At 59.4% G+C, this 18,107-nt stretch carries 17 protein-coding genes; 11 read left to right on the forward strand and 6 right to left on the reverse strand.

What is annotated here, in order from left to right:
* The first annotated feature begins 60 nt into the window (after positions 1 to 60).
* The 6 genes from hemC (at position 61) to MRBLRC7O_RS11540 (ending at position 6,108) form a co-directional block, all read left to right on the forward strand.
* Positions 61 to 990: a hydroxymethylbilane synthase gene (hemC, locus tag MRBLRC7O_RS11515; RefSeq protein WP_003504999.1), complete on the forward strand. Its 930-nt coding sequence runs from the start codon at positions 61 to 63 to the stop codon at positions 988 to 990.
* Between the two features lie 4 nt (positions 991 to 994).
* Complete coding sequence (locus MRBLRC7O_RS11520) at positions 995 to 1,735, forward strand: uroporphyrinogen-III synthase (protein ID WP_003505002.1); 741 nt, start codon at positions 995 to 997, stop codon at positions 1,733 to 1,735.
* A gap of 73 nt (positions 1,736 to 1,808) precedes the next feature.
* A complete protein-coding gene (locus tag MRBLRC7O_RS11525; protein WP_080866473.1) occupies positions 1,809 to 3,260 on the forward strand; it encodes a COG4223 family protein in 1,452 nt (483 codons plus the stop codon).
* A gap of 4 nt (positions 3,261 to 3,264) precedes the next feature.
* Positions 3,265 to 4,884 carry a heme biosynthesis protein HemY gene (locus MRBLRC7O_RS11530; RefSeq protein WP_080866474.1) on the forward strand — a complete coding sequence of 540 codons (1,620 nt, stop codon included), beginning with the start codon at positions 3,265 to 3,267 and terminating at the stop codon, positions 4,882 to 4,884.
* A 14-nt stretch (positions 4,885 to 4,898) separates the two neighbouring features.
* Positions 4,899 to 5,387, forward strand: a complete 489-nt coding sequence (locus tag MRBLRC7O_RS11535; protein ID WP_020813315.1) for a tellurite resistance TerB family protein — start codon at positions 4,899 to 4,901, stop codon at positions 5,385 to 5,387.
* Entirely contained in the window at positions 5,377 to 6,108 is a 732-nt protein-coding gene (locus MRBLRC7O_RS11540) for a glutamine amidotransferase (protein ID WP_020813316.1), read from the forward strand. Before MRBLRC7O_RS11535 ends, MRBLRC7O_RS11540 begins: the two co-directional genes overlap by 11 nt.
* Positions 6,109 to 6,120: 12 nt before the next feature.
* Here MRBLRC7O_RS11540 and MRBLRC7O_RS11545 read toward each other — a convergent pair whose 3' ends face one another.
* Positions 6,121 to 7,353, reverse strand: coding sequence for an MFS transporter (locus MRBLRC7O_RS11545; protein ID WP_003505017.1), 1,233 nt, complete (start codon positions 7,351 to 7,353; stop codon positions 6,121 to 6,123).
* Positions 7,354 to 7,602: 249 nt separating this feature from the next.
* On the opposite strand from MRBLRC7O_RS11545, the gene MRBLRC7O_RS11550 reads away from it, so the two are divergent.
* The gene (locus MRBLRC7O_RS11550) at positions 7,603 to 7,893 is read left to right on the forward strand and encodes a YggT family protein (RefSeq protein ID WP_003492418.1); all 291 of its coding nucleotides are present in this window, start codon (positions 7,603 to 7,605) and stop codon (positions 7,891 to 7,893) included.
* Positions 7,890 to 8,201: a DUF167 domain-containing protein gene (locus tag MRBLRC7O_RS11555; protein WP_162690739.1), complete on the forward strand. Its 312-nt coding sequence runs from the start codon at positions 7,890 to 7,892 to the stop codon at positions 8,199 to 8,201. The genes MRBLRC7O_RS11550 and MRBLRC7O_RS11555 overlap by 4 nt, the downstream gene beginning before the upstream one ends.
* A 5-nt stretch (positions 8,202 to 8,206) precedes the next feature.
* Here MRBLRC7O_RS11555 and ppa read toward each other — a convergent pair whose 3' ends face one another.
* The 4 genes from ppa to MRBLRC7O_RS11575 all read right to left on the reverse strand — a co-directional run bounded on the left by ppa (position 8,207) and on the right by MRBLRC7O_RS11575 (position 13,662).
* Positions 8,207 to 8,740 (reverse strand): inorganic diphosphatase, encoded by a 534-nt coding sequence (ppa, locus tag MRBLRC7O_RS11560; RefSeq protein WP_003505020.1) that lies wholly within the window; start codon positions 8,738 to 8,740, stop codon positions 8,207 to 8,209.
* 158 nt (positions 8,741 to 8,898) lie between these two features.
* On the reverse strand, positions 8,899 to 9,405 hold the full coding sequence (locus tag MRBLRC7O_RS11565; protein WP_020813320.1) for a GNAT family N-acetyltransferase: 507 nt from the start codon (positions 9,403 to 9,405) through the stop codon (positions 8,899 to 8,901).
* 213 nt (positions 9,406 to 9,618) lie between these two features.
* Entirely contained in the window at positions 9,619 to 11,439 is a 1,821-nt protein-coding gene (typA, locus tag MRBLRC7O_RS11570) for a translational GTPase TypA (RefSeq protein ID WP_003516684.1), read from the reverse strand.
* A gap of 162 nt (positions 11,440 to 11,601) precedes the next feature.
* On the reverse strand, positions 11,602 to 13,662 hold the full coding sequence (locus MRBLRC7O_RS11575; protein WP_003505024.1) for a M3 family metallopeptidase: 2,061 nt from the start codon (positions 13,660 to 13,662) through the stop codon (positions 11,602 to 11,604).
* A 264-nt stretch (positions 13,663 to 13,926) separates the two neighbouring features.
* Here MRBLRC7O_RS11575 and MRBLRC7O_RS11580 point away from each other — a divergent pair, with 264 nt between their 5' ends.
* A complete protein-coding gene (locus tag MRBLRC7O_RS11580; RefSeq protein WP_003505026.1) occupies positions 13,927 to 14,385 on the forward strand; it encodes a MarR family winged helix-turn-helix transcriptional regulator in 459 nt (152 codons plus the stop codon).
* Positions 14,386 to 14,390: 5 nt separating this feature from the next.
* The gene (locus MRBLRC7O_RS11585; protein ID WP_174041814.1) at positions 14,391 to 15,587 is read left to right on the forward strand and encodes a multidrug effflux MFS transporter; all 1,197 of its coding nucleotides are present in this window, start codon (positions 14,391 to 14,393) and stop codon (positions 15,585 to 15,587) included.
* A 53-nt stretch (positions 15,588 to 15,640) separates the two neighbouring features.
* On the opposite strand, the gene MRBLRC7O_RS11590 is transcribed toward MRBLRC7O_RS11585, so the two are convergent.
* Positions 15,641 to 16,864: an argininosuccinate synthase gene (locus MRBLRC7O_RS11590; RefSeq protein WP_003505030.1), complete on the reverse strand. Its 1,224-nt coding sequence runs from the start codon at positions 16,862 to 16,864 to the stop codon at positions 15,641 to 15,643.
* Positions 16,865 to 17,179: 315 nt separating this feature from the next.
* Between MRBLRC7O_RS11590 and MRBLRC7O_RS11595 the strand changes: the two genes are divergently transcribed.
* Entirely contained in the window at positions 17,180 to 18,034 is an 855-nt protein-coding gene (locus MRBLRC7O_RS11595) for an SDR family NAD(P)-dependent oxidoreductase (RefSeq protein ID WP_003505031.1), read from the forward strand.
* The last annotated feature ends 73 nt before the right edge of the window (positions 18,035 to 18,107 follow it).

Raw genomic sequence — 18,107 nt, forward strand, 5'->3', positions numbered from 1 at the left:
TCATTGCGATCATGCGCTGAGTTGGTCTAAGACAACTCCGGTAACAATGGATAGACGCGGATGCAAACAAAACCTTTCCGAATCGGCACACGCGGCAGCCCGCTGGCGCTCGCGCAGGCTTACGAGACGCGCAACCGGCTGATGGCGGCGCATGGTCTGCCGGAAGACATGTTCGAAATCGTCGTGCTATCCACCAAGGGCGATCGGATAACCGACCGCGCCTTGTCGGAAATCGGCGGCAAGGGCCTCTTCACGGAGGAGCTGGAAAGCCAGCTTCTTTCCGGCGAACTCGATATGGCCGTGCATTCCTCCAAGGACATGCCGACCGTTTTACCCGAAGGCCTTTATCTGTCCGCCTTCCTGCCGCGGGAAGATGTGCGCGACGCCTTCATCGGCCGCACCGCGCCGAAGCTGCTGGAGCTGCCGCAGGGCGCCGTGGTCGGCTCCGCATCCCTGCGCCGCCAAGCGCTGATCCGCCGCCTGCGGCCGGATCTGAGCGTCATCATCTTTCGCGGTCAGGTCGATACGCGGCTGCGCAAGCTCGAAGAAGGCCAGGCGGATGCGACGCTGCTTGCCTTTGCCGGCCTGAAGCGGCTCGGCAAGGACAATGTTCCGACGGAAATTCTCGACCCGAAGGAATTCCCCCCTGCTCCGGCGCAGGGCGCAATCGGTGTGGAGAGCCGCATCGGTGACACCCGCATGGACGAGCTGCTTGCCCCCATAAACGACAGGCCCACTTATGATGCGGTGACCTGCGAGCGCGCCTTCCTGGCCGCACTCGACGGTTCCTGTCGCACGCCGATTGCCGGTTACGCCACCTGCGAGGGCGAGGAACTCTATTTTTCCGGCTTGATCCTCACCCCTGATGGCCAGACGAGCCACAACATCGAAATCTCCGGCAACCGCAAAGATGCGGCAAAGCTCGGCCGACAGGCCGGCGAAGAGGTGCGTGCCAAGGCGGGCAGCAATTTCTTCGAAGGCTGGAACTGAGCCTATGCGGATCGTCGTCACCCGGCCGCAACGTTCGGGCGAAAGGACGGCCGCAAAACTTGAAGCACTCGGCCACGAGCCGGTGCTTTTGCCGCTGTTTCATCCAGCCCATCATGGCGAGCGCGCCATCTCGGCGCTATCCGGCCCGCTGGCGGCGATTGCGGTGACCAGTGCCGAGGCATTGCGGGCACTGGAAACATCACGGGACCGGCTGGCCCCGCATCTGTCAAAACCGCTCTTCGCCGTCGGCGCAACAACGGCGGAAGCGGCGAAAAAAGCCGGCTTCACGCAAATATTCATCGCCTCCGGAGACGCCCTGGGTCTGATTGCTCTCGTAACGCAGCGCCGCGCACTTCTTTCCGAAGGACAGCCCCTGCTCTATCTCGCCGGCAGGCCCCGTGGCTCCGTCTTCGAGGAGGGCCTTGCCGCTGCGGGCATTCCCTTTAGAGTGATCGACTGTTACGAGATGCTGCCCTCGGATATCTCCGAGAGCATGCTCCAGACGGCGCTTGTCGAAAACGCTGCCGATGTGGTCCTGCTCTATTCCTCGGAAGCGGCGCGGGCCTTTTTCAACCATGTATCAACGGACAGATACGCGGCAGCACTGGCTGGGACACAATTCATCTGTATCAGCCACAACGTGCTTTCTCTGGTTCCGGAAATCTTTCGCGCAAACGCCATCGCCGCCAGAGAACCGAGCGAGGCAGCGATGTTCGAACTTCTGCACCATAACTCTGGAACCTAATTCGAGCTCGCCTCTTTCCTTTGCCGCCGTCACTGACTAGGTTTACATTACTGCAGGCAGAAATGAGGTTGTCATGGTATCGGGAAAGCCGCCACGCCACTCCAAGTCCAAAGCCGAACCGGTCACCATCGACCTGGACGCCAAAGACGTGAAAGCAATTTCCGCCGACGTGGACGCTGCCAAGACGGACGAAAAACCCGGTGACAAAACCCCTGCGGCCGCCGCAGCGCCGGGTGTTTCGGAAACAAAGCCTGAAGCAGCCGCAACGCGCAACCCCGCCCCCGTCTGGGACCAGCCTAAGAAAACCCCCATAGAGCCAGAACCCAATGTCGGCAAAACGGAATCCGTAGCTACGGCTCCGAAGGCTGAGAGCCCAGAAGACAAGCAGAAAGGCCCAGTCTCGCCTTCCCCTGTTCCGCCCAAGGCCGATGAAAAACCGATGATGGGCGCCTCCGGAACGAGCGCCACCGCGGCTGCCGCAGCTGCGGCAAAGCCGGCCTTTGGCTCCTCGACGTCCTCCAGCGCATCTGGCGGGGCCACCGCTGCAAAACCATCGGCCACGACCGCATCTTCAGGACCATCCAGGCCATCCGCACCACAGCAGGCGGAACGCAAACAGGCGGCGACCTCCGGCCTGATCGCGGCGGGTATCGTCGGCGGCCTTGTGGCGCTCGCCGCCGCCGGTAGCATGCAATATGCCGGTATCCTGCCCTCCGTTAATGCAGGCAGGGCCGGAGGCGAGGAGATCGCCGCACTAAAAACCGATCTGGGCAATCTTCGGCAGCAGCTTGCCAATGTTCCAGCGGCGGACACCTCGGCACTGGAACAGCGCATCGCAACCCTCGAAGGCGCAAAGGGTGAAGCCCCGCAGGTGGATGGGCTTTCTGAAAAAATCACCGCACTGGAATCTGCCGTGCAGGCGGAGCGATCCGCACAGGCCACGGCGACCGCCGAACTGACACGCCGTCTTGCGGATGCGGAAGCCAAGATCAACGAGCCACGCGACGATATCGAAGTCGCCCGCGCCATTGCCTCGGCCGCGCTGAAGGCCGCGATCGATCGCGGCGGGCCGTTCCTCACGGAACTCGATACGCTCTCCAGGGTCACATCAGATGATCCGGCGATTGCATCGTTGCAATCCTTCGCCGCCACCGGCGTACCGTCGCGTTCGGAGCTGATGCAGAAATTCCCCGATGTCGCCAATGCGATGCTGTCAGCCATCAACCAGCCTGACCCCAATCAGGGCATCATGGAGCGCTTGACCGAAAGCGCCTTTTCGCTGGTGAAGGTGCGCCCGGTCGGCAACATCGAGGGCGAGACCCCCGAGGCCATGATCGCGCGTATGGAAAACAAGCTGCGCAACGGCGACCTGCAGGGCGCAGCACTTGAGTGGAATGGTCTTCCCGATGCCGCCAGGACGGTATCCGCCGATTATAAAAAATCTCTGGATGCGCGCATCGAGGTCGAGAATCTGGTGGGCGGCACGTTGAACCGCGCCATCACCAGCACTGGCAGGCAGGGGTGAGCGCATGACCAGAATTCTGACTTTCGCCATTATCGTTCTGGCTCTCGGTTTCGGTTTCTCCTGGCTGGCCGACAGGCCGGGCGTGCTCTCCATCGTCTGGCAGGGCCAGTTGATCGAAATGAGCCTGATGGTCGCCGCCTCCATCATCGCCGCGCTGGTTGCCGCCATCATGCTGGTCTGGTGGGTCGTCAACGCCATCTGGACCTCGCCCAATGCCGCACGCCGGTATTTCCGCGCCCGGAAGCGCGACCGCGGCTATCAGGCTCTGTCCACCGGCCTCATTGCCGCCGGCGCTGGTAATGCCATCCTCGCCCGCAAGATGACGGCCCGCACGCAGGGGCTGCTCAGCGCCGATCAGGAACCGCTGATCCATCTGCTCGATGCGCAGGCCGACCTCATCGAAGGCAAATATGACGAGGCGCGCCGCAAGTTCGAGGCGATGGCCCGTGACCCTGAAACGCGCGAACTCGGCCTTCGCGGCCTTTATATCGAGGCGCGTCGGCAGGGCGCCTATGAAGCCGCCCAGCAATATGCCGAGGATGCAGCGGAAAAAGCCCCCTACCTGCCATGGGCGGCACAGGCGACGCTGGAAAACCGCTGCCGCAACGGACAATGGGACGATGCCATCCGCCTGCTCGACCAGCAGAAAGCGGCAAGCGTCATCGAACGCGGCGAGGCGGAGCGGCTGAAAGCCGTGCTTCTCACCGCCAAGGCCGGTGAAAAGCTGGAAAGCGACCCGGTGGGCGCGCGCGAGGATGCCAAGCACGCTCTCAAGCTCGCAAAAGGCCTCGTTCCGGCGGCACTGATTGCAGCGAAGTCCTATCTGCGCGAAGACAATCTGCGCAAGGCCGCCACGGTTCTGGAACCCGTCTGGAAGAACGATCCGCATCCGCAGATCGCCGAGCTTTATGTCCGCGCCCGCAGCGGCGATACCGCCATCGACCGGCTGAAACGGGCGGAGCGGCTTGAGAGCCTGAAGCCCAACAACATCGAATCCCTGTTTGCCGTGGCGCAGGCAGCGCTCGACGCCAAGGAATTCGCCAAGGCACGGGCCAAGGCCGAAGCCGCCGCCCGCATTGAGCCACGCGAAAGCATCTTCCTGCTGATGGCCGATATCGAAGAAGCGGAAACCGGCGATCAGGGCCGTGTGCGCTACTGGATGGCACAGGCGCTGCGCGCGCCGCGTGACCCGGCATGGGTGGCGGATGGTATCGTCTCGGAAAAATGGCTTCCGGTCTCCCCCATCACCGGCCGTCTCGACGCCTTCGAATGGAAAGCGCCCTTCGGTCAGCTCGAAGGCCCTGTTGAAGATCTGGCGATCGAAAATGCGATTGCCGCGGCACCCGCAAGAGCCGAACCGGTTGCGAAGACGATCGTTGTCGAAGCCGCGCCCGAGACCCTTGCGGAGCCAAAACCCGCCCCGGCCGCGCCGATCGAGGTAAAGCCGACTGTTTCAATCCCGAAGGAGAAAAAGCCGGTCACAATCGAAGCGCCGGTGGAAACCGAAGTGGCGGATGACAAGGCGGCGGAAGCCGTGCCCTTTTTTGGCGGCGCACCGGATGATCCGGGCGTCAAGAAGCCAGGCGCGGAAGCCGAACCCAAGACCCGGCTCAAACTCTTCTGACCAGCAGGCTATCGATGTTCCAGCAAATACAGTCGTTTATTCAGAACCTCGTTGGCCCGCAGGCGGGTGATTTCAGCCCTGATGATCTGAGGGTGGCGGTAGCCGCCCTCTGTTTCCAGGTGATGGAAGCGGATGGCACCGTCTCGAAAAGCGAGCGTGATCGCCTGCGCCAGATTCTTCACGAATATTACCATCTCGACGGTGGCAAGCTTGATGCCCTTCTTGCCGCCGGCCAGGAGGCCGGCAAGGAAGCCGTCGATTATTACCGCTTCACCACCGATATCCGCCGCCACCTCGATGAGGATCAGCGCGTGGAGCTTATTGGCATATTATGGGATATTGTTTACGCTGACGGCGAACGAAGCGAAATGGAAGACCATGTGATCTGGCGAGTCGCCGATCTCCTCGGTGTTTCCGTGCGCGACAGGGTTCTGCAACGTCAGCAGGCCGCCACGAGGTCCGGGCCCGCTGAAGAAAGCGAAAACGAAGACGATGCTGTTTGACCCTTCCAGGCAACAGGAACAACAACCTTCGCTGCTCATCGTCCTGCATCAGGAACGTTCCACGCCCGGCCGCGTCGGCCAGATCCTGGTGGAAAAGGGTTATCGCCTCGATATAAGGCGGCCCGCGCTCGGCGACGACCTGCCGCAAACGCTGGAAAAACATGCGGGCGCCATCATCTTCGGCGGCCCGATGAGCGCCAATGATCCACATGATTATGTCAAAGCCGAAATCGACTGGCTGAAGGTGCCGCTGAAGGAAAACAAGCCCTTTCTCGGCATCTGTCTCGGCGCGCAGATGCTATCCAAACATCTGGGCGGCAAGGTCGAGGCAGACAGGGACGGCAAGGTGGAAATCGGCTGGTATCCGCTACACGCCACCGAACACGGTCGGCTTCTGATGCCGCATTGGCCGAAGATGGTCTATCATTTCCACCGCGAAGGCTTCGAACTGCCGCGGGGAGCCGAGCTTCTGGCGGCAGGCGAGACCTATCCCAATCAGGCCTATCGTTATGGAAAAAATGCCTGGGGCCTGCAGTTTCACGCCGAACTGACCCGCGCCATGATGCATAGCTGGGTGGTGCGCGGCGCGCAGCGTTTCGGCATGCCGAATGCGCAGGTCGGCAGTCAGCATCTGGAAGGCCGCATGTTGTTCGACACGCCGCTCAGGGCATGGCTCAGCAATTTTCTCGATCTGGTTTTTGAGGGCAAGGCACAGCGCTGAGGCCCATCGCGGTTAGTGCGGCGCGTCGAGACTATCGATCTTGCGCAGCTTGGAAAAACCAAGCGCCCAGATGACCGCGACAGCAAGCGTGCCCGCCCCGCCGATGACAACGGCTGGCACGGCACCCACAACATGGGCCATGGTGCCGGCGCGGAATTCACCCAATTCGTTGGAGGCTCCAACGAAAACCATATTCACCGCATTCACACGCCCGCGCACCTCATCTGGTGTCCAGAGCGCGATCAGGGTCTCGCGCACATAAACCGACACCATGTCCGATGCTCCCATGACCACCAGCGCGGCAATGGACAGCCACGCGGTTTGCGAAAGCCCGAAGACCACGGTGGAAACGCCGAAGAGGCCGACGCCGACGAACATCAGCAGGCCGGCATGGTGGCGAATGGGCTTGAATGCCAGAATGACCGCAACGGTGATGGCCCCGATGCCGGGTGCGGCGCGCAGAAGCCCGAGACCCCATGGGCCAAGCGTCAGCACTTCCTTGGCAAAAATCGGCATCAACGCGACGGCACCGCCCAGCAGCACCGCGAAAAGATCGAGCGAAATGGCGCCAAGAACGATCTTCTCCTGCGAGATGAATTTGAAGCCGGCCAGCATTGTTTCGAGGGTGACGGCTTTTGCCGGACCACGCTGTTCCGGCTTGCGGATCGTCACCGCCAGCGTTGCTGAGAGGATGAAAAGCACAAGCGCCACGCTATAGGCGATGGAAGCACCGAGGCCATAGAGTAGGCCGCCGGCAACGGGGCCAAGAATGGACGCCATCTGCCAGGAAGAGGAATTCCAGGCGATGGCGTTCGGCAAATCCTCGACGGGCACGAGATTGGGCGCCAGCGACTGGACAGCCGGTCCCATGAAGGCCCGCTCTATGCCGAAGACAACGAGAATGGCGAAGACCGGCCAGGGAGAAAAGCTGTGTGTCAGCGTAAGACCCAGAAGAGCCACAGCACACAGCGCCGCGACCAGAAGACATATGGCCATGATACGCCGGCGATTGTGCCGGTCGGCGACCGTTCCGGTAACAAGGATCAAAAGCAGAGACGGCAGAAACTGGAAGAGACCGATCAGGCCGAGATAAAAGGCGTTGCCGGTAACCTCATACATCTGCCAGCCGACAGAGACGCTGACGATCTGAATGGCAAAGGCCGAGAAAAACCGAGCGCTGAAAAAACGGCGATAGGAACTATGCCGGAATGCACCGAAGCGGTTTTCGGCAGAAGGCAGGGACATCGGCTGGGTGCTCGCGAGACAATATGAGATGTCTGCAATAGAGCGATATGACAGGAATCGCCAGCCCTCCTCTTCAGCGGGACGACGAAAAGTGTGAGCGGTTTTCGTCTGAAATCCCGCTGCAAAGCCATGAACCAGCTCGCGATGACCGCAGACCGGTCAGACCAAAGATCATTACGATCCGGCGCAACACTTGCCGGTTCACGCGTCAATGTCTAAATGTCTTGCAACCAAGATACGGAGATATTGATGCTTGCCCTGTTTCAGACCATCGATCTGGCCTTGAACCTCTATACGTGGGTGCTGATCGCCAGCGCCATTTTTTCCTGGCTTTACGCCTTCAACGTCATCAATTCCCGCAACCAGTTCGTGAACGCCATCGGGAGTTTCCTGGTCAATGTCACGGAACCGGCCCTGCGCCCCATCCGCCGCATTCTGCCCAATCTCGGCGGGATCGACATTTCGCCGATCATCCTGCTGCTGATCATCTTCTTCATCCGCTCCTTCATGTGGAACACGCTTTATCCGATGACCGTTTGAGCAGTCTCTGGAAAAAGCACGATGATCATATCCGCCTGTCCGTTCGCCTCACACCGAATGGCGGGCGGGATGCGATTGACGGCGTGGAGCAGGATGCGGACGGAAACGCGCATCTGAAGGCCCGCGTCAGCGCCGTGCCGGAAGGCGGCAGGGCGAACAAGGCCCTGATTGTTTTGCTGGCGAAAAAACTCGGCCTGCCCAAATCCTCCATCACCTTCATTTCAGGCGAAACAGCGCGCAAAAAAATCCTCCGGATCGATACCGACCCGGAGGATTTCGAAAAGCTCTTTAAAAAGCTGGCGGGTTAGGCCTATCAGCCCTGCGCCTTGTAGCGCTCAATGGCTTCGACGATCAGCTTCTTGGCGACGTCTACGTCCTGCCAGCCGCCCATCTTCACCCACTTGCCGGGCTCCAGATCCTTGTAGTGCTCGAAGAAGTGCTCGATCTGCTTCAGCGTGATTTCCGGCAGGTCCGTGTAGTTGTGGACCTTGTCGTAACGGCGCGTCAGCTTCGGAACCGGCACGGCGAGGATCTTCTCGTCCTTGCCGCCATCATCTTCCATGATCATCACGCCGATGGGGCGAACGTTGATCACGCAGCCGGGAACCAGCGGGCGGGTGTTGCAGATGAGAACGTCGATCGGGTCGCCATCGTCGGACAGCGTGTGCGGCACGAAGCCATAGTTACCCGGATAGGTCATTGGCGTGTAGAGGAAGCGATCGACGATCAGCGCACCGGCGTCCTTGTCCATCTCGTACTTGATCGGCTGGCCGCCAACCGGCACTTCAACGATAACATTTACGTCTTCCGGCGGATTCTTGCCTATGGAAATTGCATCAATACGCATTCGCTTCCCTCATTCGGCGGGTTGGATTTGGTTTTCGATACTGGGAAAGTCGCCGCATTGCAACATGGCTTTGGCCGGATAAGGCAGAATGGGCGATTTGATGTCATCGCGACGAAGCATCGCCCTCTACAAAATGAAAACGGCGCGAACTCCCTCTATCAGTTCCAGACGAAACCGACCTTGCGAAGCGACTTGCCATCGAAATCTTCCATGCCTTCGGCAATATCCCGGCCGCCATGCGAGCGGAAAAAGCGATTGGCGACGTCGCTATCCTCGAGGCACCAGACAACGATGCCGTTGCAGCCAAGTGAAGTCAGCAATCTGCGCGCTTCCGTGAAAAGCAGCGAGCCGAGGCCAATACCCTGATATTCAGGCCGGAGATAAAGTTCGTAAATCTCGCCGTCCTGCGGCAGCCCACGCGCCCGGCTTAAGCCCAGCGTCGCATATCCGGCAACCACACCGGCCACTTCCACCACCAGCATGGTTGCGGAGCCCTTGGTCGCCTTTTTCCACCAGACTTCGCCACGGCGCTCCAGCATCTGCGTCAACGGCTTGTGCGGGATAAGCCCCGCATAGGCCTGTTGCCACGACAAACGGTGCGCCTCTGAGATGGCGCGCGCATCATGCGGTTCAGCACGGCGAACATCGATGGATAACGTTTTCATAACGCGATTCTGGCCCCGGCCACGGAAACTTACCAGTCATAAAGGTTAACGCCGGCAAGCTTACCCACAGCCTATTCATGTGGACGACCAGAAAAAATTAACGCATCCTTAACCTTTGGCAAAGCGCCTTTCGACTCATGCACACATAAAAAAGAATGCATAAAAAAACCCGGCGCGAGGCCGGGTTCTTTGAAATTCGTGGCGTAGAGCCAATCAGACAGCGAGCTTTGCCTTTTCGAAACGCTTGCGGTCGTTGGCGTCCAGGAACATCTTGCGCAGGCGGATGGACTTCGGCGTCACTTCCATCAGCTCGTCGTCCTGGATCCAGGAAAGCGCGCGGTCGAGCGTCATGCGGATCGGCGGCGTCAGCTTTACGGCTTCGTCCTTGCCGGCAGCGCGGATGTTGGTCAGCTGCTTGCCCTTCAGCACGTTCACTTCGAGATCGTTATCGCGCGAGTGAATGCCGATAATCATGCCGGCATAAACCTTCTCACCCGGCTCGATGATCATCGGGCCACGATCTTCCAGGTTGAACATGGCGTAGGCGACAGCTTCGCCCGAACCGTTCGACAAAAGAACGCCGTTAACGCGACCAGCAATCGCACCCTTGTACGGCTGATAGTCGTGGAACAGACGGTTCATGATCGCCGTGCCGCGCGTGTCGGTCAAAAGTTCCGACTGGTAGCCGATCAGGCCGCGGGTCGGAGCGTAGAACTTCAGACGAACGCGATTACCGCCGGAGGGACGGAGCTCAGCCATTTCAGCCTTGCGCTCGGACATCTTCTGAACGACGACGCCGGAATGCTCTTCATCGACGTCGATCACGACTTCTTCGATCGGCTCCATCATGGCGCCGTTCTCATCCTTGTGCATGACAACGCGCGGACGCGAAACTGCAAGCTCGAAGCCTTCACGACGCATCGTTTCGATGAGAACTGCCAGCTGCAATTCGCCACGCCCGGAAACGAAGAACGAATCCTTGCCTTCAGCCTCTTCAATCTTCAGCGCGACGTTGCCTTCGGCTTCCTTGAACAGACGGTCGCGGATGACGCGGCTCGTGACCTTGTCGCCTTCGGTGCCGGCAAGCGGGCTGTCGTTGACGATGAAGGACATGGTAACGGTCGGCGGATCGATCGGCTGTGCGGTCATCGCCTCGGTGACGGAAGGGTCACAGAAGGTATCGGCAACAGTGCCCTTGGAAAGACCAGCGATGGCGACGATGTCACCCGCATGGGCTTCATCGATGGATGTGCGCTCAATGCCGCGGAATGCGAGGATCTTGGAAATACGACCGGTTTCGATCGTCTTGCCGTCCTGGCCAAGTACCTTCACGGCCTGGTTCGGCTTGATCGAACCGGAAGCGATACGGCCGGTGATGATACGGCCGAGGAAGGGGTTGGCTTCGAGGATCGTACCGATCAGACGGAACGGACCTTCTTCAACCGTAGGCTCCGGAACATGCTCGAGAACCAGATCGAGCAACGGTGCAAGACCCTGATCCTTCGGACCTTCTGGGTTGACGTTCATCCAGCCGTCACGGCCGGAACCGTAAAGGATCGGGAAGTCGAGCTGCTCGTCGGTAGCATCGAGGTTTGCGAAAAGGTCGAAAACTTCGTTGATGACTTCTTCATGGCGGCCATCCGGACGGTCGATCTTGTTGATCGCCACGATCGGACGAAGACCAACCTTCAGTGCCTTGCTGACGACGAATTTCGTCTGCGGCATCGGGCCTTCGGAACTATCGACCAGAACGATCGCGCCATCCACCATCGACAGGATACGCTCAACTTCGCCGCCGAAATCGGCGTGGCCGGGGGTGTCGACGATGTTGATGCGAACACCCTTCCACTCCACCGAAGTCGCCTTGGCAAGAATGGTGATGCCGCGTTCCTTTTCGAGATCGTTGCTATCCATCACGCGTTCCGCAACGCGCTGGTTGTCGCGGAACGAGCCGGACTGCTTCAGAAGCTCGTCAACGAGCGTCGTTTTTCCATGGTCAACGTGCGCGATAATCGCGATGTTGCGAATTGCCATTGTTCAAAATCTCTGAGGTTGGGCGCCACTATCGTGAGATGCGCCAATTTAGTTTGGCGCGCTCATAACCTTTTTTTGCAAATGCGAAAGGGGGGGCCTTGTCATAAGCCCCCTGCGCTCCGGTTCTAGCTCAGAAATATGACAGTCTTTTATAACGTGCTCTTACACCAGGCCGCGCTTCAACAGCATGGCGTCCGGGCTCGGCATCTTGCCGCGAAACGCGAGATAGGCCTCCTCCGGATCGATGGAACCGCCGACAGAATAGATATTGTCCTTCAGCCTGCGCGCCATCTCGCCATCGAAGGGATTGCCGGTTTCCTCGAAGGCCGAAAACGCATCGGCATCCAGCACTTCCGACCACATGTAGGAATAATAGCCGGCGGAATAGCCATCGCCCGAGAAGACGTGCTGGAAATGCGGCGTCGCATGCCGCATGACGATGGACTTCGGCATGTTGAGGGCGGAGAGCACCTCGCCTTGGACGACCATGGGATCGCTCACGCTGCCCCGGGTGTGGAACGCCATGTCGACGATAGCCGAAGACGTGAACTCCACCGTGCTGAAACCGGCATTGAAAGTTTGAGCGGCCAGAACCTTGTCCAGCAGCGCTTTCGGCATCGGCGCGCCGGTCTCGTAGTGGAGCGCGTATTTTTCCAGAATTTCCGGCACCGTCAGCCAGTGTTCGTAAAGCTGCGACGGCAATTCGACGAAATCGCGCGAGACCCCCGTCCCGGAAACGGAAGGATAGGTCACATCAGATAACATGCCATGCAGCGCGTGGCCAAATTCATGAAACAGCGTGCGCGCATCATCAAGCGAAAGCAGCGCGGGCTTACCCTCAGCCGGTTTCGCGAAATTGCAGACATTGTAGATGATCGGAATTTCACCGACCGTTCCGCTCTTCAGCGGCAGCTTGTGCTGCGATTGGAACGAACTCATCCATGCGCCGGATCGCTTGGAGGGGCGAGCGAAATAATCACCGAGGAACATGGCCTTCAGATCGCCCCTGTCGTCGCGAATCTCGAAAACCCGCACATCCGGATGATAGGCGGCAACGCCCTTCACCTCGACGGCACGAATTCCAAACAGCCGCGCGGCGACATCGAAGCAGGCCTCAATGATCTTTTCGAGCTGCAGATAGGGCTTCAATTCCGTCTCGGAGAAGCTGAATTTCCGCGCGCGCAACTTTTCGGCATAGTGCCGCCAGTCCCAGGGCAGCACCTCGTGATTCCGGCCCTCCTCGGCGATGATGGCGGCAAGTTCGGTCTCTTCCTCGCCCGCGCGGCGCACGGCCTTTTCCCAGACCTGACCCAGAAGGCCGTTCACGGCATCCGGCGTCTTCGCCATCGTGTCATCAAGCTTGTAAGCGGCAAAATTCGCGTAACCGAGAAGCTTGGCTTTTTCCTCACGCAGTTCGAGCGTGCGGTGAACGGTCTCGCGATTGTCGGTCTCGCCACCGTTTTCGCCGCGCGCCACCCATGCCTTGAAGGCCTGCTCGCGCAGATCACGACGTTCGGAAAAGGTGAGGAAAGGCTCGATGATGGAACGGGAAAGGGTAACGGCAAATTTGCCGTCCTCGCCATGCTCACGGGCCGCACCCGCCATGGCGTCGCGCAGAAAGCCGGGAATGCCGGCAAGTTCCTCTTCGGTGGAAAGCAGGAGCTTCCAGTTCTTTTCATCCGCCAGCACATTCTGCCCGAACTTTGCACCGAGACCGGCAAGCTCCTCATTGATCGCCGCCAGCCGTTCCTGCCGGTCTTTCGGCAACTTCGCGCCGGAGCGTACGAAACCCTTCCAGTGCCGCTCGAGAACACGGCTTTCCTCGCCCGTCAGCCCCAGCGTCTCGCGCTTTTCCCACAATGTATCGATGCGCTTGAACAGCGCTTCGTTCATTCCGATCTTCGAATAGTGCCGCGACATTTTCGGCGCAATCTCCCGCTCCAGCGCCTGGATCACGCCATTGGTATTGGCGCCTGCCCTGTTCCAGAACAGCGCCGAAATGCGCGAAAGCTCATCGCCGGCGATTTCAAGCGCGGTCACGGTGTTTTCGAAACTCGGCGCCTGCGCATTGCCCGCAATCCCATCGATTTCCTGCTCATGGGAGAGAAGCGCTGCCTCGAAAGCCGGAGCGAAATCCTCATCCTTGACCGCATCAAATTTGGGCAAACCGTTGTGACCATCCCAGGTCACGAGGGCGGGATAAAGCGTCGTCTTGGATGGCATTTCGTCTTCCTTGTACAATTCCGGTTTAGGCCTATATGGGCACGCCTCCACCGCCAATTCAATATGCCCGGCGGAGATGACAGGCCGTGTGAAAAAAACGGGGAAGTCCGATCTTTTTTGCTTCAGCGTAACAATCGGCGACTATATTGCGGGCCGTCCGACAACCGAACTGACGCATACTTTACTCGATTTTCGACAATATGATTTGTGTACCATTGATTATCGCCCGGAATTTAGTAAGGCTGACTTACGAAAAGGCGAGACATGGGCACGAAACGCGAAAAAGATTCATTGGCATTCTTGCTGAACAGCAGCGCACGCCTGCTGAACAGTGCGTTTGAGCGCCGAATTTCTGAAGCTGGACTGGGTCTTACCCCCGGCGAAGCCCGCGCATTGCTCACGGTTGCCGTCGTTGATGGTAGCAAGCAGTCGGATATCGCCGCCCGGCTAGGCATCGAGCCGATGACGATCTGCGCCTATCTCGACAAGCTGCAGTCCCTCGATCTCATTGAGCGCCAGCAGGACCCGCAGGACAGGCGTTCCAAGCGCATCGTGCTGACAAAGAACTCCACCGAGATGCTGGAAGCCGTGCGTCAGGAAATCGATGAACTCGTCCGACATGCCACGCAGGGCCTGAACGAGGAGGAGGTCGCGCTTTTCCGCAGCTTCCTGCAGACGCTTCGCAACAATCTCCAACCGGAACAGCCCGGCCAGAGCTGCTGACCTCAATGTCACCAGAAACGATCATGTCCAGAAAGCGCACGGCCATGCTCGGTGCGCTGCTGACGGCGCTGGCGCCAATTTCCATGGCCATCTATACACCGGCCATGCCGGAGCTGACGCGGGTTTTCGCCACGACAGAGTCCGCCATAAAACTCAGCCTCTCACTTTATTTTGCGGGTTTCGCGATCGCGCAACTGCTCGCCGGCCCAGCCTCCGACGCCTTCGGGCGGCGCAAGGCAAGCCTCGTTTTCCTGTCCATCTTTCTGGGCGGCGGATTGCTTGCCATTTTTGCACCGACGATCGAAGTGCTCCTCCTTGCCCGGCTTATCCAGGGCATCGGGGCCTCCGTCGGTATGACGGTGGCGCGCGCCGTGGTGCGCGACCAGTTCACCGGCGCCGATGCTTCCAGCATCATGAACCTCATCGGTATCATGCTGGCCGTTGGCCCCGCCATGGGCCCGACAATCGGCGGGCTTTCACTTGCGGCTTTCGGCTGGCAATCGGTATTTTTCCTCATGGCCGGCCTCGGAGCTCTGGCCATATTCTCCGTCGTGGTTTTTCTGCGCGAGACGACGATCCCGGACAAGAGCCTGATCCGCCCGCACCGCCTCCTGTCGGCCTATGGGACCTTGCTGAGCACGCCGCGTTTTCTTCTGGCCGCACTGGTGCTCGGCGGGTCCATCGGCGCGCTTTATGCGCAGGCCACGATGCTGACCTTCATCCTCATCAACGAGGTCGGCATGACACCCATCGCTTTCGGTGTCGGCATGCTGATGCAGACCGGCGCTTATTTCTTCGGCTCCATTGCCCTGCGTTATATCGCACCGCGGCTGGGTGACCGTCGTTCGGTCGTCCTCGGTCTCTGTTTTTCGGCGGCAGGCGGTCTTCTCATTCTGCTGTCAGTGTTCCTGATACCCCCATCCTTTCTCTCGATCATGGGACCCGTGGCCGTCGCGACGATCGGCATTGCCTTGCTGACGCCTTCGATGGTAACGGCAGCCCTTGCCCCTTTTCCGCATATTGCCGGCTCGGCCTCGGCAATGATGGGCTTCATCCAGATGGGCTCTGGTTTTGCGGGCGGCGCTGCCGCCTCGGTCATCGGCTCGCCACTCACCGGCTTCGGCATCATCATTCCGGTGATGGAATTCACGGCCGTTGCCAGCTATATCGGCTTCCGCATCGTTTCCAGAAGAGAGACATAAAAAACCCGCCGGCGTCACCGCCCGCGGGTTTCATTATTTCCATTCCAGCAGAATTATTTGCTGAGGTTACGCTTGGCCAGTGTGCGCAGGCGCAGCGCATTGAGCTTGATGAAGCCCGCTGCATCCTTCTGATCGTAAGCCCCGTGGTCGTCCTCGAAGGTCACCAGCGCGTCGGAATAAAGCGACTTGGCGCTCTCGCGGCCGGTTACCATGACATTGCCCTTGTAGAGCTTCAGCGTCACTTCACCTTCGACATGTTCCTGGCTCTTGTCGATCAGTGCCTGCAGCATTTCACGCTCGGGCGAGAACCAGAAGCCGTAATAGATGAGCTCGGCATAACGCGGCATCAGCTCGTCCTTGAGGTGGGCCGCGCCCCGGTCGAGCGTGATCGATTCGATGGCGCGATGTGCGGCAAGCAGGATGGTGCCGCCGGGTGTCTCGTAAACGCCGCGCGACTTCATGCCGACGAAGCGGTTCTCGACCAGATCGAGACGACCGATGCCGTTTTCACGGCCATAATTGTTGAGCGTGGCGAGAAGCGTCGCGGGCGACATTTCAACACCGTTGATGGAGCAGGCATCGCCCTTGCGGAAACCGATCTTGATGACGGTTGCCTTGTCAGGAGCGGCTTCCGGAGAAATGGTGCGCATATGCACGTACTCAGGCGCTTCCTGTGCCGGGTCTTCCAGAACCTTGCCTTCGGAAGAGGAATGCAGGAGGTTGGCATCGACGGAGAAAGGCGCTTCGCCCTTCTTGTCCTTGGCGACCGGAATCTGGTGCTGTTCGGCGAAGTTCAGGAGGTCGGTACGGCTCTTGAACGTCCAGTCACGCCAGGGCGCAATGATCTTGATGTCAGGGTTCAGCGCATAGGCCGAAAGCTCGAAACGAACCTGGTCGTTGCCCTTGCCGGTGGCGCCATGGGCAATGGCGTCCGCGCCGGTCTTCTTGGCGATTTCAATCAGATGCTTGGAAATCAGCGGACGGGCAATCGAAGTGCCGAGCAGATAGACGCCTTCGTAGACGGCGTTGGCGCGGAACATCGGGAACACGAAATCACGCACGAACTCTTCGCGGACGTCCTCAACGAATATTTCCTTGATGCCCAGCATCTCGGCCTTCTTGCGCGCCGGCTCAAGCTCCTCGCCCTGACCGAGATCGGCAGTGAAGGTCACGACTTCAGCGCCGAGTTCCGTCTGAAGCCATTTCAGGATGATCGAGGTGTCGAGACCGCCGGAATAGGCGAGAACGACTTTCTTAACGTCTTTCGGGAGTGCCATAGTGATGTCCATCTGCATGATGACGGCATCAGGACACCGCCATTTCCTCGGGATTTCGGCACTTTTACAGTGCAACCCGAAATGTGTGAAGCGCTTTTCCGTGAGATAAGCGACAAAACAATTGATGGGCGCGTATGACGATGGGCGATGACCGGCCGCGCCGACGGGAACGAAGCAATTGTCACATGCATTTAGAAAATTCGCGCTTTATCATAAAGCGGCGCGATCGACTTGAAGACCGTGAATGAAGCCACTCAGGTTCAGGCAACGTTGCAAACCGCTGGAAACAGCAGAAACGACGCGAAGGAGAAACCTATGACGACCATCCACCCCGCATTCAAGGAAGATAATGTCGCTGTCATAACAGGTGCGGCATCCGGCATCGGACTTGCCGCCGCCCGCAAATTCGCCACCTTTGGCATGAGCGTCGTGCTCGTCGATCTTGATGGCGAAAAGCTCGCCGCAGCCCATGCGGATATTCTGACCGTCGCCAAGGACGGTGAAGCGCAGATCGTCGCCATCCCGACCGACGTATCGAAACTCGATGAGCTGGAGGCGCTCGAACGCGCGGTTATCCAGCGTTTCGGGCGTGTCCACGTCCTCATGAACAATGCCGGCATCCAGCCGGGCAGCGCCATCTTCGGACCGCAGTCCAACTGGGAAAAAATTATCGGCGTCAATCTGATGGGCGTCGTGAACGGTAGCCGCGTTTTTGGCCAGGGCATGATCGCCCACGGCGAGCCGGCGCTCATCATCAATACCGGCTCGAAACAGGGCATCACCACGCCTCCCGGTGATCCCGCCTATAATGTCTCGAAGTCCGGCGTCAAAACCTTCACGGAGGCGCTTCAGCACGAATTGCGCAATGTTCCGAACGGCGCGGTTTCCGCCCATCTCCTGATTCCCGGTTTCGTTTTCACCGGCCTCACCGCCCATGGCAGGACGGAAAAGCCTGAAGGCGCATGGACCGGCGAACAGACCGTCGATTTCATGCTTGAGAGCATCGGCCGCGGCGATTTCTACATTCTCTGCCCGGATGGCGAGGTAGACCGCCCGACGGATGAAAAGCGCATTCTCTGGGCAGCTTATGACATCGTCCAGAACCGCCCGCCGCTGTCGCGCTGGCACACGGAATATTCCGCCGCCTTCACCAGCTTTTTGAAAAACTGAACTTTCAGCCGCCGTGCCTGAAAGGTGCGGCGGCTATTCTCTCCCGCAGGCGCGTCGCCGTTCAAAAACATTG

This window comes from Agrobacterium radiobacter (assembly GCF_040801995.1).
GTDB classification, from domain to species: Bacteria; Pseudomonadota; Alphaproteobacteria; order Rhizobiales; family Rhizobiaceae; genus Agrobacterium; species Agrobacterium radiobacter.

What these genes read in the sequence shown, in the direction of transcription:
- MRBLRC7O_RS11540 (WP_020813316.1), top strand. Translation starts at nt 5,377, where the DNA reads ATGCTGTTTGACCCTTCCAGGCAACAGGAACAACAACCTTCGCTGCTC.
- MRBLRC7O_RS11585 (WP_174041814.1), top strand. Translation starts at nt 14,391, where the DNA reads ATGTCACCAGAAACGATCATGTCCAGAAAGCGCACGGCCATGCTCGGT.
- MRBLRC7O_RS11530 (WP_080866474.1), top strand. Translation starts at nt 3,265, where the DNA reads ATGACCAGAATTCTGACTTTCGCCATTATCGTTCTGGCTCTCGGTTTC.
- ppa (WP_003505020.1), bottom strand. Translation starts at nt 8,740, where the DNA reads ATGCGTATTGATGCAATTTCCATAGGCAAGAATCCGCCGGAAGACGTA.
- MRBLRC7O_RS11545 (WP_003505017.1), bottom strand. Translation starts at nt 7,353, where the DNA reads ATGTCCCTGCCTTCTGCCGAAAACCGCTTCGGTGCATTCCGGCATAGT.
- MRBLRC7O_RS11525 (WP_080866473.1), top strand. Translation starts at nt 1,809, where the DNA reads ATGGTATCGGGAAAGCCGCCACGCCACTCCAAGTCCAAAGCCGAACCG.
- MRBLRC7O_RS11520 (WP_003505002.1), top strand. Translation starts at nt 995, where the DNA reads ATGCGGATCGTCGTCACCCGGCCGCAACGTTCGGGCGAAAGGACGGCC.
- MRBLRC7O_RS11580 (WP_003505026.1), top strand. Translation starts at nt 13,927, where the DNA reads ATGGGCACGAAACGCGAAAAAGATTCATTGGCATTCTTGCTGAACAGC.
- hemC (WP_003504999.1), top strand. Translation starts at nt 61, where the DNA reads ATGCAAACAAAACCTTTCCGAATCGGCACACGCGGCAGCCCGCTGGCG.
- MRBLRC7O_RS11565 (WP_020813320.1), bottom strand. Translation starts at nt 9,405, where the DNA reads ATGAAAACGTTATCCATCGATGTTCGCCGTGCTGAACCGCATGATGCG.
- MRBLRC7O_RS11575 (WP_003505024.1), bottom strand. Translation starts at nt 13,662, where the DNA reads ATGCCATCCAAGACGACGCTTTATCCCGCCCTCGTGACCTGGGATGGT.
- MRBLRC7O_RS11535 (WP_020813315.1), top strand. Translation starts at nt 4,899, where the DNA reads ATGTTCCAGCAAATACAGTCGTTTATTCAGAACCTCGTTGGCCCGCAG.
- MRBLRC7O_RS11550 (WP_003492418.1), top strand. Translation starts at nt 7,603, where the DNA reads ATGCTTGCCCTGTTTCAGACCATCGATCTGGCCTTGAACCTCTATACG.
- typA (WP_003516684.1), bottom strand. Translation starts at nt 11,439, where the DNA reads ATGGCAATTCGCAACATCGCGATTATCGCGCACGTTGACCATGGAAAA.
- MRBLRC7O_RS11595 (WP_003505031.1), top strand. Translation starts at nt 17,180, where the DNA reads ATGACGACCATCCACCCCGCATTCAAGGAAGATAATGTCGCTGTCATA.
- MRBLRC7O_RS11590 (WP_003505030.1), bottom strand. Translation starts at nt 16,864, where the DNA reads ATGGCACTCCCGAAAGACGTTAAGAAAGTCGTTCTCGCCTATTCCGGC.